Here is a 21,030-nt window from a genome sequence, read left to right as displayed (position 1 = left end):
GTTAAAAGGGAATTCTCTCTAAAGCCATTTTTAAAGCCAGGCTAAACACGGCTGCTGATATAAACAGAACCCAGCTGATTCTCTTTATTTTGGTATAATTAAAAACGATAAAAGTAGCGGCCAGTATGATCAATACCATAAAAACCTGACCAGCTTCCAACCCGACGTTAAAGCCAAATAAACCCCAGCCAATCTGCTGATCTTTAGCCAGCATCATCCTGATGGAATTGGCAAAACCCATTCCATGCACAAGACCGAAACCCAATGCCAGAAAATAATTGATCCTTACCGCTTCCATTTTAAAATTCCTCCGGAATAAATTACTTAACGCAGTAATCACAATGGTACAGGGAATTAAAAACTCTACCCATTTGCTTTCAAACCGGATCATATCCAATACACTTAACAGCAGGGTTGCAGAATGGCCAATGGTAAAGGCCGTAACCAGAATTAAAACCTGCTTAATATTGGTATAACTGTAAATGGCTACCAGGGCTAAAATAAAAAGCTGATGATCCAGTGCATCAAGGATTATAATATGCGCCCAGCCCAACTTAAAGTAAAAGATAAAATCCTGTAACGGCATGAATAATTGGTTAATTATCGGAGCAGTATCATTAAAAATATAAAATTATCTTTTTTACGGCATAAATACATATTAAATACAGAAATTTAGATACCAAATTTGTTACGAACATGATTTGGCACATCAAATACAATAGCGATGATTTGATTAAACACATTATACCGTAACTTTGGCTTTAATCATTTGTAATTTAAGATCATTTTCATGCTCAAATTGAAATACTACCTGTTCATGTTATGCTGTATTTGCATCAGTATGGGGGCAGGGTTGAAGCATCCGCTCCATGTGAGTACAACAGAAGTGAATTTTAACCCGAAAGAAAAATCACTGGAAGTTAGCTGCCGCATTTTTACAGATGATTTTGAATCCGTTTTAGCCAAACTCTACCACCAGAAAACAGATCTTTCCGCTCCTGCCATGAAAACAAAAATGGATGATGTGGTGAAGAAATATCTTTTAAGCCACCTTCAAATCAAGGTGAACAATAAACCTGCAGCTTTGCAATATATTGGTTTTGAAATTGACCATGAAGCGACCAATATTTACCTGGAGGTGAACAATCTCTCATCTTTCAAAACGGCTGAGGTAAACAACACTATCCTATACGATCAGTTTGATGATCAGATGAGTATTATCCATATAATCAATGGAAAAACACGTAAAAGCACAAGAGTATTATACCCTGATAAGACTTTTCAGGTAAACTTTTAATGGTATTTTTTGTATTCAATATTAAATAAACGTTAAATTACGTTAACTTTAATATCCCGTTTACATGATTTGTTACTGTGGGAAACACTATTAATAATCTTAATTACACATTATTCAATTTGTTTAAATAAGTATGCATTTAATCGTTTTCTCTGCAGTGCTGACGCCCCGGATAAAATATATCTTTAATTTTATATTTAAGGATATCCTCAGGGCCGAGGTTGAATTTACCGGAAACAGTCAGCATTTTCTGGATAGTGCCCATGCTAAAATCAGCTATGGCCAGGCACCACTTGCTGACGAATTATTTTTCAGTAGTTCTCATTTACTTTTTTCTAATAAAGTAGAAGAATTTAAAATGAAGACAGTGCAGTTTGGTCCATACCAGGTACCCTTTCCTGTAGAAAATTCACTTTTACCCTTTGATGTATTTGCCGCTTCCTTTTTTATCATGAGCAGATATGAAGAATACCTTTATCAAAAGAAAACCACAGATGATTTCGGGGCCAACAAAAGTTATCAGTTTAAATGGAAAATGCTGGAACGTCCGGTGATAGATGAATGGTCGCTGATGTTAAAAAATATTATCCAGACCAGGTATCCGCAGTTTAAATTTTTTGAAAAGCAGTTTATACAACAGCCCACTATTAATTTTACTGTTCCAGTGAAGATTCCCAGGGGCTTTATTAACAAAACCAGATTTTTTATCAATAGCATTTCCAACAAGGAGAATACGTATCTAAGTGCCGGATTTGATCGTTTAACCGGCCTGGATGTTAACATTAAGCAGGTATTGCCAGAAATTAACATGCATTTGGCGTCAAAATATATTTCGCCTGTTTACTTTATCAGTTTCCCCAATATCCCTGATGATTATATCGGGATAAGTGATCTTTCCAAAATCCTGAACAAAGGCACAGTGGGCTTATTAAGGCCCTGCAGCAATGATCAGCAGAAAGTTAGCAACGTTAAGGCAGGTGTATCCAGGCTCAAAAAAATGCTACCGGAGCAAATTAACCTGAGTAGTCAGCAACTGGAAGTACTCAAATTTCCGATATGTTATCTGAACCTCTTAAATAGTGCCGTCATTTCAGATTATTCTATGGGGTATGCAGAAACGCCAGGATTTAGGGCCGGTACCTGCACACCCTTTAGCTGGTACGATCTGCAGCTGGAAAAAGTAACCGCCCTAAACGTAAAGTCATATTGCATTACGGATACGGCCCTTGATCAGTTGAACACGGATGAGATTAAAGAAATCATCGGAAACCTTGCCGAATCCGTAAAACTGGTTAAAGGAACACTTTTAAGCAGCTGGAAGCTACGTAGTCTTTCCAATCATCTGAAATATCAGAAACTGAACAAGGGTTTCAAATATTTATTGGAATTTGCCGGCAATCAGGCTCCTGCTTTATTTCAGCAGAAATCATAAATAATCAACTCCAAAAAACAATCAAACGCCTGGTTGGTATCTATAAAAGAGAAATTGATAAATTAGACAGCGATTACCCACGCTTAAATAAACAGCCTTCTATGATTTTTGACCTCAGTAAAACTAAATCAGTAGCCAACACCTTTATAGCCGAACTAAGGGACGAAAATATCCAGAAAGATTCCATGCGTTTCCGGAAAAACCTGGAGCGTGTCGGAGAATTTTTTGCTTATGAGCTCAGCAAATCGCTGAATTACGTGAGCAGGGAAGTGACCACCCCACTAGGCGTATCGCAATGCGACGTTTTAGCGCAACAACCTGTACTGGCTACCATTTTAAGGGCTGGACTACCTTTGCAACAGGGCTTGTTAAATATCTTCGACCAGGCAGAATGCTGTTTTATATCTGACTACAGAAAAGTTGAAAAAAGCGGTGATTTTGTCATCCAGATGGACTATATTTCCTCTCCGGATTTAGATGGACGGGTACTCATTATGGCTGACCCTATGTTAGCCACCGGGCAGAGTATGGTGATGTGTTGTAAAGAACTGATCAACCGGTATAAAATTTCGGAACTACATATTGTGGCGGCCATTGCCAGTGCAGAAGGAGTGATGCATGTGCGTGCGAACCTCCCGAAAGCCAGACTCTGGCTCGGTGCTATTGATGAAGAAATGACCAGTAAATCTTATATTGTGCCGGGGCTGGGCGATGCAGGAGACCTGGCTTATGGCGAAAAGATTTAATTTTTTAATGTTTCCGGCTATAATTAAATTCTATTGAATATCTTATTTGTTTGCAGTAGAAATAAATGGAGAAGCTTAACTGCAGAAACCATTTTTAAAAACCATTCTGATCACCAGATAAAATCTGCCGGAACTGAACCTTCAGCCAGAATTAAAATCACTGCAAAACTGATTATTTGGGCAGATCTGATCTTTGTGATGGAAAAAAAGCATCGACAAAGGATGAGCGAACGTTTTCCCGAAGAAACGGATGGAAAAGAAATAATCATTTTAAGTATCCCGGATGACTATCAATATATGGATGAAGATTTAATTGAAGAACTGACCAGCAAAGTTTCAGATTATTTATAAACCAGATGATAAGTCCTACCTTTATCAATAATTATGCATCATCACAAAAAACACATCTTCTTCGACCTTGACCATACCATTTGGGATTTTGACCGCAATGCCGAAGAAACACTGAACGAATTGTACGAGACTTATGATTTAAAGGGTTTAGGCCTTCATTCCTGTGCTGATTTCATCCTCACCTATACCGAAAACAACCACAAACTCTGGACGGATTATCATCTGGGGAAAATCACTAAAGATTTTCTGAGGGCTGAGCGTTTTAGTAAAACTTTTATCCAACTGGGAATTAGTCCGGATGTAGTCCCGCATCAGTTTGAAGAGGATTATGTAAGTATTTCACCTACTAAAACCAATTTATTTGATGGTGCAGCAGATGTTTTAACCTACCTGAAAGAAAAGTATACGCTACATATTATCTCAAACGGGTTCAAAGAAACTACGCTGACGAAGATGAAGCTTTCTAACCTTAATCCTTATTTTGAAAACGTTATTATTTCGGAGGATGTTGGGGTCAATAAACCAAACCCTCGCATTTTCGAATATGCATTAGAAAGGGCAAAAGCAAAAAAAGAAGAAAGTATCATGATTGGCGACAGTATAGAAGCAGATATTTATGGTGCTTTAAATTTTGGTATGGAGGCTATCTTTTTTAATCCCTTGGCAAAGGAAAAACCTGAAGATGTAAAGAAAGAAATTACGCACTTAAAGGACCTGGTTCATCTATTTTAGGGCTATTAAAGTAAATTAAATATGAATACAGCAAAAGTTAGGGTTTCTTTAAATCACATTATTGCCTCCTATATATCTAAATTATCTTCCTATACTGATGATATTTTTCAGCTTACACCACCTATTAGCGGCTGGAGTTACAGTGAAGTATATGCGCATATTTTCGATGCCAGCTTACTTTCTTTAATTGCGATGGACAATAGCATTACAGGAAAGGGCAAAAAGCAAGCCACCCATTTTATGGTGAAATTAATTCTGCTACTGGGCTCACTGCCACCGGCGAAGAAATATGAAGCACCCAAAATACTGGCAGATAGGGTAAGGAAAATCAGTAAAACTGAAGCCATGGATTTCATTATGGAATTTGAGACGGCCTTAGAGAAATACTACCCTAAAATAGCCACTGCAGATTTACAGCTGAAAACCAAACACCCGCGTTTAGGTTATCTGAATGCAAAACAATGGTTTAGATTTATAGAAATACACCTTAAACATCATCTCAAACAACTGGAACGAATAGAAAAGAGTTTTAAAGGTTAAGATATTTTAGCATATTTGATTAACCATAAAACGCTCACAATGAAGAACTTTGTTTACCTATCAGTAATTATTATTTTTTGCTCATGCAGTAATGAGCAAAAAGAAAGTAATCACACCATTGTTCAAACGCCTAATGGCCTGGAAGGCCTTCAAAAGAATGTTTCTTCACCTGCTGTACAGTCTGCCAAAACTAACTTAATCTATAATCCACCGCATGGCAAACCCGGCCATACCTGCACACTGGCTGTCGGGGCTCCACTTCAACAAACTGCAGTGGCACAGCCTCAAAAATCTATCAACAATACATCACCTGTAACCATTTCGACGCCTATAGCTGTAAATACTTCCGGAAAGAAATTAAATCCCAAACATGGCGAAACCGGCCACCGATGTGATATTGCAGTGGGTGCACCTTTGGATTCAAAACCAGCGGCAATTGCAAAGACAACAAATACCACCTCAACAATAAGCTCGTCAGCGCCAATAAAAGTAGCTAAAGGCATGAATCCACCGCATGGTCAGCCCAATCACAGGTGTGACATTGCCGTTGGTGCGCCTTTAAGTTCACAAGTTGTTCGGCCTCCGGCGGCAATAAAAACTTCTGAAGTTCAGCCAACTGAAAGTAAAATGATGGAAACCAGCCAGAGCGATGTTAAACTTAATCCCAAACATGGCGATCCCGGTCACCGATGTGATATCGCCGTTGGTGCACCACTCACCTAGTTAACGCTTTTTTTTACATCTTTGCGCTAATGAAATTACCTAGCATAAAAGGTTTTGATGAAGAGGCGTTTAACAAGTATTTAAAAAATACGGGTTGGTTGATGTTTGGTAAAGCATTAAGTTTGATTGTAAATCTATTAATCGCCCGGTATTTAGGTCCAATTTTATTTGGAGATTTAAGTTTCGGTTTATCTTTAGTTGCTATTCTGGCCGCCATAGGGGGATTAGGGCTAGACACCTTTATTATCCGCGAAATTATTCAGGAACCGTCCAGAAGAGATGAAATTTTAGGTACCTCTCTTGGATTACGCATGATAACCAATGGTGTATTAATTCCGGTTGCCATCGGTATTTATTTAATCAGTCACCATTTTTCTAAAAATCCGGGTGAACCCTTAACCTTGCTGATTGCCTTACTTGCTTTCGCTTCTTTCTTCAAATCGTTTAATGTAATTGATTCTTATTTTCAATCGCAGGTACAATCCAAGTATGTAGTTCAGGTACAGAATGTAAGTCTCATCCTGACTTCAATTTTTAAAATCCTGATTGTAACGATGGGCTTACCTTTAATTTATATTGTTTCTGCTTATATCTTAGATGCCGTGATTTTGGCGATAGGATTAATCATGACTTATCAGAAACGCGGGTTGAAAATATTAAACTGGCAATTTAATAAACAAAGGGCAAAATCATTGCTCATTCAATCTTCTCCATTAATACTTTCAGCCGTAATGGTTACCATTTATATGAAAATAGATGTGGTGATGTTAAAAAGTGTGGGCAGTAAAGCAGTAGGGATTTATAGTAGTGCTCAAAACCTAAGTGAGGCATGGTACTTTATTCCAAGTGCAATTGTTACTTCTGTATTTCCAGCACTGCTGAATGCCAGAAAAACAGATTTTTCACGCTACCAGAAACGGCTGGGGAATTTATATGATTTATTAGTTTACATTAATATTCCAATAGCAATATTCATCAGCTTTTTTGGTGCGGATATTATTCACATAGCCTATAGCGGTAAATACGATGGTGCCGGACCAATGCTTTCTATTCATATCTGGTCAGGTATATTTGTATTTTTGGGGATGGCAAGCTCTCAATATCTTATTGCAGAAGGGTATACCAAAATCTCTTTTTACCGTACCGCAGCCGGAGCAACGGCAAACATTCTGTTAAATTTATGGCTTATCCCTAAATTTGCAGGTGTCGGAGCATCAATAGCGACACTGATCGCCTGTTTTATTTCAACTTTTTATGTTTTATTAATTCCTAAAACGCGCCAACAGGGGATAATGATGTTAAAATCATTATTTTTGATCACCGCATTTCAAAAAATATTTAAACCTTGAGCACTTTAAAAGCATTAGCAGTACTATTCGCGAAGCCGAACAGGCTGAAAGCATTACTATCATACGGACATAAAGGCTACCTAAACAGCATTGGCTGGTTTACGGCTTTTGATCAGAAACAGGCCGTTGATGGCAAAGGCCGGGCATTACCTTGGGTAACCTATTCCTTCATCGATTTTATTAAGGGACGAATAACGAAAAGCCAGCATATTTTTGAGTATGGCTCCGGGAGTTCAACTATTTTTTATGCAGAAAGGGCCGGAAAAGTGACCTCTGTAGAACATGATAAAGGTTGGTTTGATAAAGTTAAAGGCACCAGTCCGGCTAACGCTGAGATGATTTTTTGCGAGTTGCACCGCGATGGTGAATATGCCAGAAAAGCGACGTTGCTGGACAAAAAATTCAACATCATTATTGTGGATGGTCGTGATCGCGTCAATTGCTGTAAATATAGCCTTGACGCTTTATCTACGGATGGTGTAATCATCCTGGATGACAGTGAACGTAAAGTTTACCAGCCCGCACGAGAATTGCTTCAGGAAAACGGTTTTAAAGAAATTAGTTTTAGTGGAATTTCGCCGGGACTTTTTTACGAAAAAGCCACTTCAGTTTTTTACAAATCCAATAACTGTTTAGGTATTTAATCACCATCATATGTTAAGCGAGGAAGTCAAAACAGCATACGATAACTTTTACACCAACAGCGATGTTGCCTGGCGCATGTTGGGTGCGAAGTATAAGGCACAGAATATTGTGGAGGTTTGTAAAAGCATCAAGCCAAAAAATGTACTTGAAGTTGGTGCGGGTGATGGAAGTATTCTGCATTTCCTGAACGACTGGAACTTTGCCCCAGAACTTTATGCCCTGGAAATTGCGCAAAGTGGCGTGGACATCATTCAGGACAGGAAACTTGTTCATCTTAAAGAAGCGCAAACTTTTGACGGTTATAAAATCCCCTATGCAGATGATACTTTCGATCTGATTATCCTGGCTCACGTTTTAGAACATGTGGAACATGAAAGAATACTCTTGCGCGAATTGAAAAGAGTAGCTAAATATATTGTGGTTGAGGTACCAAAAGACTATCGCTTTGGTGTAGATATGAGGATGAAACACTTTCTGGATTATGGCCACATCAATATGTACACACCAACATCGCTTAGGTTTTTGCTACAAAGTGAGGGACTGGAAATTCTGGAAGATAAGGTCTCTATGACAGCTCCTGAAACAGTTAAATTCAATGAATTTATTAATAGAAAAGCACCAAAAACATTTGCTAAAAACCTCAAGATTGAACTGGAATATAAGATCAAAAAAACATTAGGCAACTTACTGGGCAGAAAAAAGCAGGAACAGTTCGCTAATGCTTATACCGTGCTTACCAAAAAATCAGATCAGAATTTACATATATTTTAGAATTCAACCTGAACATTTGCATTTTCTACCCTATAAGACGTTGGGAGAAATATAAAGAAACCTATTTTATAGCCTGAATTTTTCAGGCACTTCAAGTAGCACGGCTGTTAACTTATATGAAACTATTATCTTCCCCAATGGGCCTGATGATAAACTTCAATTGTATACCTATCTTTGATGGGCAAAAAACATATGTAAACGAAACATATGAATCAATTTATTAATATATTTTTGCATCAAACCAATATGATATTCAAAATTTAATCGGATAAAGGTTATCATTGAAGTGTTAATATAGGTACCGATAAAATCAACGCATGCAAAATCTTGCCCCAATTGCCCTTTTTGTTTACAATCGTCCACTGCATACCGAACGGACATTAAAGTTTTTGCAACAAAATGAACTTGCTGCAGAAAGCCGGTTATTTATCTTTTCTGATGGCGCGAAAACCATCCAGGATGAGGATAAGGTAGCAGAAGTGCGGTCAATGATAAAAAAAACTGATGGTTTTAAATCGGTTAAGATTTTTGAAAAAAAAGAAAACGCTGGCCTCGCTAACTCCATCATTTCCGGTGTGAGCAAATTGATCGCCGAGTATGGTCAGGTGATTGTTTTTGAAGATGACCTGGTCACTTCTCCGCATACCCTTACTTATTTCAATGAGGCCTTAAATCGTTATCGGAAGGAAGAACAAGTGATGCATATCGGGGCATACATGTATCCCTTAAAAACCAACCATCTTCCAGAGTCTTTTTTCTTTCGTGCAGCAACCAGTTGGGGCTGGGCCACCTGGGAACGCGCATGGAAAAATTTTGAACCAGATATTGATACCCTCATGAGCAAGTTCGATCATCAAAAAAAGACTGCTTTCTCTATTGATCATACCATGAATTTCTGGAAACAGATGCAGGAATTCAAGAAAGGCAAAAATAACAGCTGGGCTATCCGCTGGTATGCTTCTATTTTTCTGCAAAATGGCTTAACCTTAAACCCCTCACAATCATTGGTCAATAATATCGGCCATGACGGTACGGGCGTACATTCCGGCATCAACGACATTTATAATGTGATCATTAACCCCAAACCAATTTCTGAGTTTCCGGATGTAATTAAAGAAAACCAGGATGCCTATGAAACGATAAAAAATTTCCTGGCAACACGTAAAGGAGGTATCATGGTCAGGGCAAAACGCTTCTTAACAGAGAAGTTGGCACAATATTTTCCCCGGTGGTAAGCTATTTTTTGTATTTTAGAATAGTTAAACGATAAATCATGAGATCTATTTTCTTTATACTTTTACTTCTCTCTTTACATACTTTGGCTCAAACTCCACCGCAACCTTACGGAGCTTTACCATCAAAAAGGCAACTGGCCTGGCACGATGTAGAAATTTATGGCATCATGCATTTTACCCCAACTACTTTCGAAAATAAGGAATGGGGATTTGGAGATGCTGATCCCAAAATTTTTAACCCGACAGACTTTAACGCGGCACAGATTATCAAAGCAGCAAAGGCAGGCGGATTGAAAGGTATTGTTTTAGTCGCGAAGCATCATGATGGTTTTGCATTATGGCCAACCAAAACAACAGCTTACAACATTACCAAAAGTCCGTTCCGAAACGGCAAAGGTGATCTGGTTAGGGAGATAGCGCAGGCTGTACGTAAAAGTGGCTTAAAATTCGGCATTTATTGCTCACCATGGGATAGAAATAGCGCGCTTTATGGAACAGATCAATATTTAGCGCTCTATCAGTCACAGCTGAAAGAATTATATTCCAATTACGGCGAACTTTTTATGAGCTGGCATGATGGTGCAAATGGCGGAGATGGATTTTATGGAGGTGCGAGAGAGAAACGATCGATTGACAACACCACTTATTACGATTGGAAAAACACCTGGGGCATCACCAGGAAAATGCAACCCATGGCCAATATTTTTAGCGATATAGGTTTGGATGTTCGCTGGGTGGGAAATGAAGAAGGCCATGCCGCAGAAACCAGCTGGGCAACTTTTACACCTATGGCCCCAGATGGAAAAAGTGAAGCCGTTCCTGGCCAGGCCAATTACCCCCAAAGCCCTGAAGGGATCAGAAACGGGAAATTCTGGATGCCTGCCGAATGTGATGTACCTTTACGCAAGGGTTGGTTTTACCATCCTGCAGAAAAACCAAAAACGCCTGAAATGCTTTTTGATTTATACCTGAAAAGTGTTGGCCGGGGAGCAGGACTGGATTTAGGCCTGGCTCCTGATCCCCGCGGACAGCTTCATGATGATGATGTAATCGCTTTGAAAACTTTTGGCGATATGGTCAGGAATACCTTTGCCAATAATTTAGCAAAAGGCGCTCAAATCAAAGCTTCAAACAGCAGGGGCAAAAATTACTTTGCAGGAAAGCTATTAGACGGCAACAAAAATACTTATTGGGCAACCAATGACAAGATACATGAGGCTACGATTGAGGTTAACCTTAAAACGGCTAAAACTTTTGATATCATCAGTTTACAGGAATATATTCCGCTAGGCCAGAGAATAGCGGGTTATGACATTGAAATCCTGGAAAAAAATACGTGGAAAAAAATCTATACCGGCACCAGTATTGGCGCAAAGCGATTAATTAAACTTGAGCAACCCGTTCATTCAAATAAAGTAAGAATCAATATCACAAAGTCGCCGGTTTGTATCACATTAAGCGAAGTGGGCTTCTATAAAAAAGCCTTATAGCGGCTTTTTAGCCTGAACAACAATATAAGGCGATAAACTTTTGCTCTCGAAAGGGATGATTTTGGTGAGCACTTTACCTGTTAACCACACTGCTTTTTTAAACAGCCTTACAGCAGCAGGTTTCTGATTTTCATTTTCTAACCAAACGCTAAAACGACCGAAATAACCTGATTCAATATCTTTTAGTCCGGCCTTTTCGCAAATGGATTTTAATAATTGCGGATTCATACTATTGATATTGTGTTTATCATAGTTTTCCCTATCAAAGTTCTTTTGAAACCAGCCGTTAACAGCATTAAAATTTGGTAAAGTAATAAATAGTATCCCACCAGGCTTTACAAAATTGATATGGCGGTTAATAATATCAGCCGTATCATTAAAATGTTCAATTAAACCACAACTTAATACCAGGTCATATTGCTGTGCAGGCTGGTAGCTAAACAAATCTGTTTCAATGATCTGAATATCTTTTTCGTCCAGTTCATTTTTTTTCAGTAATTCATTCACTACCGGGGGATGAACAAAATAGTCTAAAAGTGTGACGTCCAGGTTTAAATATTTCTTTAAAAATACAGCATAATAGCCTGGGAAACCACCCAGTTCAATCGCAGAATTGACCTGATTTTGTTCAACAATCTCTGTAAGCTGGCGATGGAACAAATAATTTTCAGGTAGCTGAACGGCAAGCCCTTTTTTACTTTCCCAATAATTTACCCAAAAAGCCCTGTCGGTTAATAAATTTGCCATATTATAATTCAATTCCGCTCCAAAGAAACGGAAAAGAATAGTAAAACTGAAAGGTAGTATGGCCAAATTGATTTATTGCACAATTGTTATGAGGCTATTGGGTGCAATAAATCAATCCGGCAGCACGATATTGATCTATTTCAAATCCTTTAAAATTTCTGCCACTGCCCGTTCCAGTTGTGGATCCTGATCAGCCAACCTGTCTTCAAAGGTATTTCTCACTAAAATATCAGGTTTTACACCTTCACTTTCCAGATTTTTACCATCCATGGTATAACAGCCCCATGAGGGTAAACGATAAGAAGAACCATCTACCAGGCCTTTTGCAGAGGTGAAAATAATCCATCGGTAGGTTTCAGTACCAATAATTTTTCCGAGTTTTAATTGTTTAAATCCTGCGGCGGTCATCTCCGCATCACTTAATGACTGCTCATTAACCAGCAACACAATAGGTTTGGCTGCAGGTCCGAAATTACTTTGCGGGGCCAGTTTTCCACCACGGTATTTCCATTGCAGGTAAGGCCGTTGAGCGAGAAATTTTAATACTTCATCGTGCACGTTTCCGCCTGTATTGTAGCGGAGATCAAGAATAATGGCCTCTTTATTTTCTTCCTGCGCAACCATATCAAGCAGGAAATTTTCCAACTCTCCGCCACTCATATTTTTCATGTATGAATAGGCAATCCGGTTATTCCCCCATTTATCCACATTCTTGCGGTTATTGCTGATCCATTCATCGTAAAGATTTCCCCTTAAAGTCCCGGCACTCTCCGGATGCAGATTGACAAAAACCTGCTTGCCTTTTCTATCAAAGGTTAGCGTCATTTCCTGATCCAAAGAAGGTTTACTGAAATAATAATCACGATCAATTTTTTCATCAACTTTAATTCCGTTTACCGCAGTTAAAATATCGCCGGGTAATATATTCACACCAAAGCGGTTTGCGTTGCTTTTGGCGGCGATACGCGTCACCTTAAATGGATTTTGCTGATCAAAGATGATTCCTGTTTCATTGGTGGTATAATTCAGGTTTTTGCGCTCTTCTACTCCCGAACTATTAAAACCCATATGCGATGAATTTAATTCACCTAACATATCATTAAGCAGAATCCGTAAATCGCTTCGGTTATTTACATAAGGCAAATATGTAGCATACCGGGTTCTCATTTTATCCCAGTCTACACCATGAAATTTTTCATCATAAAAATTTTCATCCAAACCCACCCAGGTTTCATAAAACATCTGGTTAAACTCTGCATTTAAATTGCGGGTGAATTTGTATGCCTGGTCTATTTTATCCAGCTTGTTGGATTCCAGATTGTATTTATTGATGACGCCACGCGATAATATAAAAAAACTATCGCCTGACTGCATAATTGAATTATCCCCACCATCTGTGATTTTTTCTGTTTTATTGGCTTCAAAAGGCGCTAAAGTAGTGCGGTAAAAACCTGGTGCACCGCCTTCATGGTTGGAACGATAAAAGATATAGTTTTTATCTCCTTTTGCAAAAACATCCGTTCCAAACTGCCCTCCGAAACCTGGCCCTACCAGTTCAATCCGGTCTAAAATATTTTGTGTATTAATGCTGATTACATTAGCAGGTTTAGGCGTTGGCTTAGATTTACTGGAATCAGATTTAACTTTTCCATTTTTAATTGTTTTTTCCAATGGTTTTACTTCGGCAGGCTTCGTTTCATTAAACAAATCATCAAATTTATCAGACCGGTAAGGCTGGTCGTAATTGTTTAAAGCCATGCGGTATATATGCGCATCAAACATGCCCATCGGATAATTTGGTTTGGTACGGGCACTGGTAAAATAGATATACTTCCCGTCAGGTGACCAGGCAGGCGCCGTTTCTGTTACACTAGTGTTGGTAAGGTTAATGGTTTTATTATTTTTAATGTGGTGCACCAGAATGTCCTGCTCAAAATTTCTGTATACAGTGAACAATACATATTCATCATTCGGTGAAAAACTTGGAGCCGAATTTTGAAATGCCCAGAACTCATCTGTAAGCAAAGTTCTACTATCAAAAGTTTTCAGGTCCATTAATTTCAATTCGTTCCTGCCGCTCAGATACACCGCCATCGTTTTCGATTTATTGAGGCATATATCCCGGTTATTTGCTTTATCTTTAGTGAGCTGCTTGATTGTTCCTTTTCCGTCTCCGGTCATGCTAAACCAGTTTTGATAACCATTATAGGTTTGACTAAACAAGATTGTTTTGTTATCGGCAAGCCATTTACATTCCATTGCACGCTCGCCGCTATTGGTAATTTTGCGGATAAATTTTCCGTCGGCATCGCTTACAAACACTTCGCCACGCGAAATAAAAGCAATCTTTTTACCATCTGTTGAAACATCAAAATTGGAAATATTGCCTTTAACATCATATTCCTGTTCCTTACTCAACACCTGATTTCTTGATGTGCTGATATTTACTTTTTCGACCTTTTTTGAAGCTACATCATAGGTATACAGCTGGTAATCCTTTTCAAAAACCACGGTAGTGCCATTTGCTGAAACAAAAGGCCGCTTAATGGAGGTTGCGAAACTGGTTAATCCTGTTTTCTTTCCGTTGATGAAGGTGTACAGGTTATATTCGTCATTCCCTTCATCAGACACAAAAAAGATGTTCCCCTTCTGATCAATGCTGGTCCAGAAATCTTTACCGATATAATCCGTATATCGCTGATAAGATTTTGTTTTCGGATGGTATGATTGAATATCCGGATTGTATGCGCCCTTGTAATGCTTCCGGTTTGGAAAACGATAGCTCTCCCAGGTATCATTAAAAAATAATGCCCCATCCGGAGCTTCGGCAATATGATGGGTAGTATTAAAATAATTTTCGAACAACCTGTTTGCTGTTCCACCATTGATGCTTACCTTATAACTGGAAAAAGAATTATACCTTCCTGAAGTAAAGTAAATGGTTTTGGAATCCCAGCTCCAGTTGTCTACTTCATCAGCAGCATCATTAAAAGTAAGCTGCTTAATATCGCCGCCAGCCAAAGGCATTACATAAACATCATGGTTACCAAACTGATTGGACGAAAATGCAAGCCACTTGCCATCAGGAGAGATTTTGGGGTTAATTTCCTCACCCTGCATGGCTGTAATCCGATCGGCTACACCACCCTTTACCGGAACTTTCCAGATGTCGCCATCGTAGCTGAATACTATTGTTTGCGCATCAGGCGTTAAAGCAGGAAATGAAGCGAAATAAGTTTGATTTTGCGCAAATGTTTGGCAGGGCAGCAAAAATGCCATTGCCGCAAGCGATTTCAATACGGTTTTGATCATGGTTTTTGTTTGTTGGCTTAAGAAATTTGAAATTACGCAACAGATTTTATATTCGTAAACAATAAAATGTATTTTTGATTGATTTGAAAGTTTTACACCTAAATACCTACGATGGAAACGGCGGAGCAGGAAGAGCCTGTTTGCGTTTGAGCGATGCTTTAAAAGCTAATGGGATTGACTCACAAGTTCTGGTGTATTATAAATTTGGACAAAATCCGCAAATTGATACTTTTTCTAAATCTCCTATACAAAAGGCTAAAGCTGTTTATAATATTTTATCCGAAAGGTATTATGCAAAATGGTTAAGTAAATCTGTAAAAACACCATTTAGTCTGCAGTGGTTTGGCCGATCAATTAAAAATCATCCGGCGGTTAAAAATGCAGATATTATTCATTTACACTGGATTAATCATGGTTTTCTAACGCCTAAGTTTTTAACAGAACTTGATGAACTGGAAAAACCGATTGTATGGACTTTTCATGACAGCAATGCCTTTACAGGGGGCTGTCATGTTCGTTACGGGTGCGAAAACTTTCATCAGCAATGCGGCAATTGTCCGGTTTTAAAAATCAGCAATAAGGATGATATATCTCATAAAACCTGGTTGCGCAAACAAAAAGCTTACACTAAACTCAATTTCCATATTGTGGCACCAAGCAATTGGATGGCAAAATCAGTTAAGTTTAGTAGTTTACTTGGTACAAGAAAAGCATCCGTAATTCCCAATACCATTGAAACCAGGATATTTAAGCCCTATGTTAAATCGGAAGCAAAGAAAATTCTAAAAATCGATCCTGAAAAATTTGTGCTGATGAGTGGTTTTATGCCTTCTAAAAATGATAAGCATAAAGGCACGCCTTATTTAATTGAAGCTTTAGAAATTTTATCCCGGCGCCCCGGAATTGAAAAAGATAACTTTGAGCTGGTGATATTTGGCAATAAAGATCATGCTGAAATGCCGGAATTTCCTTTTAAAACTACTTTTTTAGGCACAATCAGCAATGACGATCATTTGGCAAAATGCTATTCTGCTGCGGATGCTTTTATTACGCCTTCGCTCGAAGATAATTTACCCAATACGGTAATGGAAAGCCTGGCTTGCGCCACACCTGTAATCGCTTTTACTACAGGCGGAATCCCGGATATGGTGAAGCACATGCAAAACGGTTACCTGGCAGAATATGAAAATGCAGAAGATTTAGCCAATGGAATTGAATGGTTGTATCATCGCCCGAATAAAGAAGAGATTCAGAAAGCTGCGCGATTGAGCATTTTAACTCATTTTTCAGAAGAGGTAATTGCAGCTGAGCACATTCATTTGTATGAAACATTAATTGATTTACAGCCGAAGTAATCATAAGTTATGGAACTATCTGAAAGCCGTATCAATAATGTCAAAGCCTTGAAATCGGCAATTATTCAGCGTCAATATAGGGCAGCTGCGCTGGTTAATAAAGAACTGTTTAAGCCTGAATATATAGGCAAAATGAATTTTTATTTATCAGCTTTGGATGAGTACATTAAACAACCCCATGAACAGCCATCAATCAGGGTTATTCTGTGCAAGGAAAAGAAAAACAAAGTAGCAGAGTTTTCTTTCAGAGATTTTAGTAAAACCATGGGTGTTGCAACCTATAAAACAAGTACCGTTTTACCTGCGGCATATAAAGGTGTTTTACCTGATGTGGAAACCTTAAAAAAATTAATGGATTAGTATGCCTAAATTAACCATCATCACCATTGTATTTAATAACGTTCGGGATATTGAACGCACCATTAATTCTGTTTTAAATCAAACCTATAAAAACATAGAATATATCGTAATTGATGGAAAATCAACTGACGGCACTTTAGCAGTTATTGAAAAATATAAAATCAATATTGCTAAACTCATATCAGAAAAAGATAAAGGAATCTACGATGCCATGAATAAAGGCCTCGCAATAGCTACCGGTGATTACGTTTTATTCATGAATTCCGGCGATGAGCTTTATGATGAGCAAACGGTGGAAGATGTTTTTGACGCTGCACCCGGTGCAGATATCTACTATGGAGAAACGGAAATGTATAACGATAACTGGGAAAGTTTAGGCCGCCGGCGTCATGAAGCACCGGAAAATTTTAACTGGAAAAGTTTTCAGTTTGGTATGAACATCAGCCACCAGGCTATTTACATTAAACGAAGCATTACTGAACCTTACGACTTAAAATACAAATACAGCGCTGATATCGACTGGATTATAAAAGCAACCAAAAAGGCTTCTAATATTGTGAATGTTCACCGTTATGTGGCCAAATATTTAGTTGGTGGCATGAGCAAGAAAAAGCATCGGGAAAGCCTGAAAGAAAGATTTGAAATTTTCACGAAATATTATGGATTAATTCCAAACGTTTTAAATCATATTGTCATTGCAGGGAACTTAGCATTTTATTTTATAAAACACAGACGAACAAATGATTAACATCTGAAATATATCTAATTCTTAAGTTTTTTAATGATAATTTCCCGATAACTGAAATTAAATCCAATTCCTTTGTACTTTGTGTAATGGCCATTGTAACTGACGACAAAAGAAGCATCTAACTTTAAATTTATAAAAACAAAAATTCCATTAATGTTGTCTTAAATACATCACTTATTTAAAACAGAAAAGATTATGGGACAATTAAGTAACCGCACTATTGCTGTACTTTCAGAAAGCGGATTTGAAGAAGTTGAATTAACCGAGCCAGTAAAGAGGTTAAAAGAAGAGGGCGCAACCGTTCACATCATCTCCTCAAAAAGTGGAAAAATCAGGGCATGGGATCAGGATCACTGGTCTATAGAAGTGGATGTAGATAAAACCATTTCAGAAGCAAATGCTGAAGATTATCATGGATTATTATTGCCTGGAGGAGTAATCAATCCTGACCAGCTACGTGTAAATGAAGATGCCATTGCTTTCGTGAAATCATTTTTTTCAGATGGGAAGCCAGTTGCAGCAATTTGCCATGGTCCGCAAACATTAATTAATGCTGAAGTAGTAGAGGGTAGAAAATTGACCTCTGTGAAAAACATTTCTAAAGATTTAATTCATGCAGGCGCGTTATGGAGTGACGAAGAGGTTGTGGTAGACCAGGGCCTGGTAACCAGCAGAACTCCTGAAGATTTACCAGCTTTTAACGATAAAATTGTAGAGGAATTTGCAGAAGGAGTACATGAAGGTCAGCATGCCTAAACGTTTTTAGACGCTCTTTCTAGATTCACTCAAAAAGCGGTTGGTAATTTTACCAGCCGTTTTTAGTTTTATAGCTTTACCTGCCTGATGATATTTTTGATATTCAGTTCAATTATATCTGTCATGTTTGTACACTTCAGATAATTGGCATCCTTAAAGTAATCACTCATACCTTGTTTCAAAACGGCAATATTTTCGGGCGTGGTTAATTCTTCTTTATTAGATACATCCCTAAGATCTGTCAGGCGATGTCGTTCGCTCCTGACCCGATGCACAATAGAAGACCGTTCTTCCTGCTGATATTGCAATACGGTTTTTTCGGTAAGCTGTTCCATACTCATTTTTACATAAGGTAGGTTCTCTTTAAAAAACTGCGGTAAGTATACCTTCAGGTTACCTTCATAAAACTGCTGATCAAAATCGATTGCACGGATTCTAAACTGAATATCATCAAAATCAGGTGTGATTTGCACCACGAAGTTATAAGCCCTCATATCGCCCAGCAGCATAATCAAACAACGCTCATTAAACTTTACAAATTCTTTGGCAATACGTGTTGGATTAAATTCCGGGGTATACAACTGACCCTTTGTAAACACATCTCCAGGAATGCCTGCGATATGTTCTTCTACCAGCGTATCACCATCAACCAGGTAATTGACCTGGTTTGGAGATAGGATTTCTTCCATTTCCAAACCATAAATACGGGAGGCATCGGCCTTTTTAATGTAGAAATAATCGTAAACATCATTCAGGCGGTTAACGATTCTGATCCGGAAGGGATGGGTATTTCCAAAAGTGCAATATTCAATTTTATCAATGTATTTATGTTCTACAATACGCAGGTTTCCTGATGCCTTCAGATTGGCATAAATCTCCTTTAAGCCATTGTGTAATGTTTCAATCAGGTCTTGCGCATAAATCGGACCTTCCCAAAGCGAATCCTTTCCGAACTTATCCATTAAAGGGAAAGCTTCATTAAACTGCATCAAATCATGATAGCCAATGGGCAATTTGGCTTCACGCTGGTATTTGCGCAAATACTTTTGTAAAGCTGGTGTAACCGGAAAAATTGGTTTTTTTTTAAGGATTTTTACGTCTTCGTTTTCCATTCAGAGACAATGTAGCATTTTAATTTTTTTTACCACAGAGAAAACAGCGTAAATTTTACCTCTTTCTCTTCGTGAAACACCGTGCGCTCTATGGTTAATTCCCTCTCGAATAATGAAATGGCAAACCGGCCAAGTATCTGCTGATTTTCCGGTAAGGATAATCACCGGCACCATGCTCCGCAAACTGAACAATAATGGTTCCGGTTTTGGCATCTACATACAATCGCTGTCCCAGCATGCCCTCCGCAGCAAAATCGCCTTTCTCTCCTGTTTGCGGAATCCACCATAAGTGATGATGGGCTGATTTTTGCCAGCCTTTTGCAGATGCGGGTACTTCTTTCCCGATATCAATTGATTGTTCCACCCAATCTTGAGGCACAATCTGATTTTCCTTGTATCTTCCGCCGTTCAGGTATAAACGGCCCACCTTTGCCCAGTCAATGGCCGAAACCTGAAACCTGCTGGCGGTATTAACCAGGCCATTTTCCTGATCCAATCCCCAGCTTGCATCATGCTCCGTCCCCATTTTCCTCCACAGTTTCTCTTCAGTATATTTTGCCAGTGTTTTTCCTGTTGCACGAACAATTACCCAGCCCAGCAAAATCGGATCGATACTTTTATACTTCCACACCGTGCCTGGTTTATTTACCAGTTTCACTTTCATCAGCTCCGCTTTCATATCACCCGTATAATAGTATTTGGCTTCATCCGAGAGAAAAGCTTTAATTATTCCGCCATAAGCATCTTTAAATTCCAGTCCGGATTTCATGTCCAGCAGGTTTTTCAAGGTAATATTTTTAAAAGCCGGATTAGCCTTTAATTCCGGAATATAATCCGTTACCTTTTGTGATAAATTCTGAACCTTACCATCTTTCAATGCCTGCCCCAAAAGAACCGAAACCATACTTTTGGCACCAGAAAATACTGTGGTTAAGGTAGTATCAGCATACCCTTCACTATATTTTTCATACAGGATGCTGTCATTTCTGATGACGATAAAAGCATTTAACTTCCCCTTTTTAAAATATTCACCAAAGGGAATGGATTGATGGCTGCCGTCGCGAACCTGAAGGGTATCGATGTCGTTTCTCATTCTCTCTGCCCGAATAAAATGAAAGGCTGAATCGCTTTTATGAATCACTTCCTGAGGAAAAACTTTATAGGTGCTTGCATCAGGGGTACGATACCACAACACTTTCAGCAGATACGGTTGCCAGATGAACAGGCAGGCAAAAAACAGCAGCAGAAAGCTAAACACATAAATGAGGGTACGTTTAAAAGTTTTCATGGATAATCCATTAGGCAAACAAATATAAACGATTAGTGCCT

Annotated in this window: 21 protein-coding genes; 16 read left to right on the top strand and 5 right to left on the bottom strand. The window is 38.6% G+C overall.

Annotated elements, in window-relative coordinates; translation table 11 throughout:
* Position 1: 1 nt before the first annotated feature.
* On the bottom strand, positions 2-586 hold the full coding sequence (locus OQ267_RS03395; RefSeq protein WP_265834896.1) for a HupE/UreJ family protein: 585 nt from the start codon (positions 584-586) through the stop codon (positions 2-4).
* 204 nt (positions 587-790) lie between these two features.
* Here OQ267_RS03395 and OQ267_RS03390 point away from each other — a divergent pair, with 204 nt between their 5' ends.
* The 12 genes from OQ267_RS03390 (at position 791) to OQ267_RS03335 (ending at position 11,311) form a co-directional block, all read left to right on the top strand.
* Complete coding sequence (locus tag OQ267_RS03390) at positions 791-1,297, top strand: DUF6702 family protein (protein ID WP_265819549.1); 507 nt, start codon at positions 791-793, stop codon at positions 1,295-1,297.
* A 133-nt stretch (positions 1,298-1,430) separates the two neighbouring features.
* Positions 1,431-2,729 (top strand): DUF7033 domain-containing protein, encoded by a 1,299-nt coding sequence (locus OQ267_RS03385; RefSeq protein ID WP_265834895.1) that lies wholly within the window; start codon positions 1,431-1,433, stop codon positions 2,727-2,729.
* A 101-nt stretch (positions 2,730-2,830) separates the two neighbouring features.
* On the top strand, positions 2,831-3,475 hold the full coding sequence (gene upp, locus OQ267_RS03380) for a uracil phosphoribosyltransferase (RefSeq protein ID WP_265834894.1): 645 nt from the start codon (positions 2,831-2,833) through the stop codon (positions 3,473-3,475).
* A 33-nt stretch (positions 3,476-3,508) separates the two neighbouring features.
* On the top strand, positions 3,509-3,826 hold the full coding sequence (locus tag OQ267_RS03375) for a low molecular weight protein tyrosine phosphatase family protein (RefSeq protein ID WP_265834893.1): 318 nt from the start codon (positions 3,509-3,511) through the stop codon (positions 3,824-3,826).
* A gap of 33 nt (positions 3,827-3,859) precedes the next feature.
* Complete coding sequence (locus OQ267_RS03370) at positions 3,860-4,558, top strand: YjjG family noncanonical pyrimidine nucleotidase (protein WP_088301071.1); 699 nt, start codon at positions 3,860-3,862, stop codon at positions 4,556-4,558.
* Positions 4,559-4,579: 21 nt separating this feature from the next.
* The gene (locus OQ267_RS03365) at positions 4,580-5,098 is read left to right on the top strand and encodes a DinB family protein (protein WP_265834892.1); all 519 of its coding nucleotides are present in this window, start codon (positions 4,580-4,582) and stop codon (positions 5,096-5,098) included.
* A gap of 39 nt (positions 5,099-5,137) precedes the next feature.
* Positions 5,138-5,821, top strand: coding sequence for a hypothetical protein (locus OQ267_RS03360; protein ID WP_265834891.1), 684 nt, complete (start codon positions 5,138-5,140; stop codon positions 5,819-5,821).
* Positions 5,822-5,850: 29 nt separating this feature from the next.
* The gene (locus OQ267_RS03355) at positions 5,851-7,170 is read left to right on the top strand and encodes a flippase (RefSeq protein ID WP_265834890.1); all 1,320 of its coding nucleotides are present in this window, start codon (positions 5,851-5,853) and stop codon (positions 7,168-7,170) included.
* Complete coding sequence (locus OQ267_RS03350) at positions 7,167-7,814, top strand: FkbM family methyltransferase (RefSeq protein ID WP_265834889.1); 648 nt, start codon at positions 7,167-7,169, stop codon at positions 7,812-7,814. The genes OQ267_RS03355 and OQ267_RS03350 overlap by 4 nt, the downstream gene beginning before the upstream one ends.
* A gap of 10 nt (positions 7,815-7,824) precedes the next feature.
* Positions 7,825-8,586, top strand: a complete 762-nt coding sequence (locus OQ267_RS03345) for a class I SAM-dependent methyltransferase (protein WP_088301077.1) — start codon at positions 7,825-7,827, stop codon at positions 8,584-8,586.
* A 317-nt stretch (positions 8,587-8,903) separates the two neighbouring features.
* The gene (locus OQ267_RS03340; RefSeq protein WP_265834888.1) at positions 8,904-9,821 is read left to right on the top strand and encodes a sugar transferase; all 918 of its coding nucleotides are present in this window, start codon (positions 8,904-8,906) and stop codon (positions 9,819-9,821) included.
* 38 nt (positions 9,822-9,859) lie between these two features.
* On the top strand, positions 9,860-11,311 hold the full coding sequence (locus OQ267_RS03335) for an alpha-L-fucosidase (protein ID WP_265834887.1): 1,452 nt from the start codon (positions 9,860-9,862) through the stop codon (positions 11,309-11,311).
* Here OQ267_RS03335 and OQ267_RS03330 read toward each other — a convergent pair.
* Together OQ267_RS03330 and OQ267_RS03325 are read right to left on the bottom strand one after the other, a co-directional pair.
* Positions 11,306-12,058: a class I SAM-dependent methyltransferase gene (locus OQ267_RS03330; RefSeq protein ID WP_265834886.1), complete on the bottom strand. Its 753-nt coding sequence runs from the start codon at positions 12,056-12,058 to the stop codon at positions 11,306-11,308. The genes OQ267_RS03335 and OQ267_RS03330 overlap by 6 nt on opposite strands.
* A gap of 135 nt (positions 12,059-12,193) precedes the next feature.
* The gene (locus OQ267_RS03325; protein ID WP_265834885.1) at positions 12,194-15,370 is read right to left on the bottom strand and encodes a S41 family peptidase; all 3,177 of its coding nucleotides are present in this window, start codon (positions 15,368-15,370) and stop codon (positions 12,194-12,196) included.
* An 83-nt stretch (positions 15,371-15,453) separates the two neighbouring features.
* Between OQ267_RS03325 and OQ267_RS03320 the strand changes: the two genes are divergently transcribed.
* From OQ267_RS03320 to OQ267_RS03305, 4 genes are all read left to right on the top strand, one after another.
* On the top strand, positions 15,454-16,725 hold the full coding sequence (locus OQ267_RS03320) for a glycosyltransferase family 4 protein (protein WP_265834884.1): 1,272 nt from the start codon (positions 15,454-15,456) through the stop codon (positions 16,723-16,725).
* Positions 16,726-16,734: 9 nt separating this feature from the next.
* Positions 16,735-17,085, top strand: coding sequence for a PDDEXK nuclease domain-containing protein (locus OQ267_RS03315; RefSeq protein WP_265834883.1), 351 nt, complete (start codon positions 16,735-16,737; stop codon positions 17,083-17,085).
* 1 nt (position 17,086) lies between these two features.
* On the top strand, positions 17,087-17,833 hold the full coding sequence (locus OQ267_RS03310) for a glycosyltransferase family 2 protein (protein WP_265834882.1): 747 nt from the start codon (positions 17,087-17,089) through the stop codon (positions 17,831-17,833).
* A 195-nt stretch (positions 17,834-18,028) separates the two neighbouring features.
* Entirely contained in the window at positions 18,029-18,589 is a 561-nt protein-coding gene (locus OQ267_RS03305; RefSeq protein WP_088301085.1) for a type 1 glutamine amidotransferase domain-containing protein, read from the top strand.
* Positions 18,590-18,657: 68 nt separating this feature from the next.
* On the opposite strand, the gene OQ267_RS03300 is transcribed toward OQ267_RS03305, so the two are convergent.
* Positions 18,658-19,701: a hypothetical protein gene (locus OQ267_RS03300; protein WP_088301086.1), complete on the bottom strand. Its 1,044-nt coding sequence runs from the start codon at positions 19,699-19,701 to the stop codon at positions 18,658-18,660.
* Positions 19,702-19,795: 94 nt separating this feature from the next.
* Positions 19,796-20,989, bottom strand: coding sequence for a serine hydrolase domain-containing protein (locus tag OQ267_RS03295; protein ID WP_265834881.1), 1,194 nt, complete (start codon positions 20,987-20,989; stop codon positions 19,796-19,798).
* Positions 20,990-21,030: the final 41 nt, after the last annotated feature.

Source organism: Pedobacter sp. MR22-3 (assembly GCF_026240075.1).
Classification (GTDB): domain Bacteria; phylum Bacteroidota; class Bacteroidia; order Sphingobacteriales; family Sphingobacteriaceae; genus Pedobacter.
This window is presented reverse-complemented; position numbering and strand designations above follow the sequence as displayed.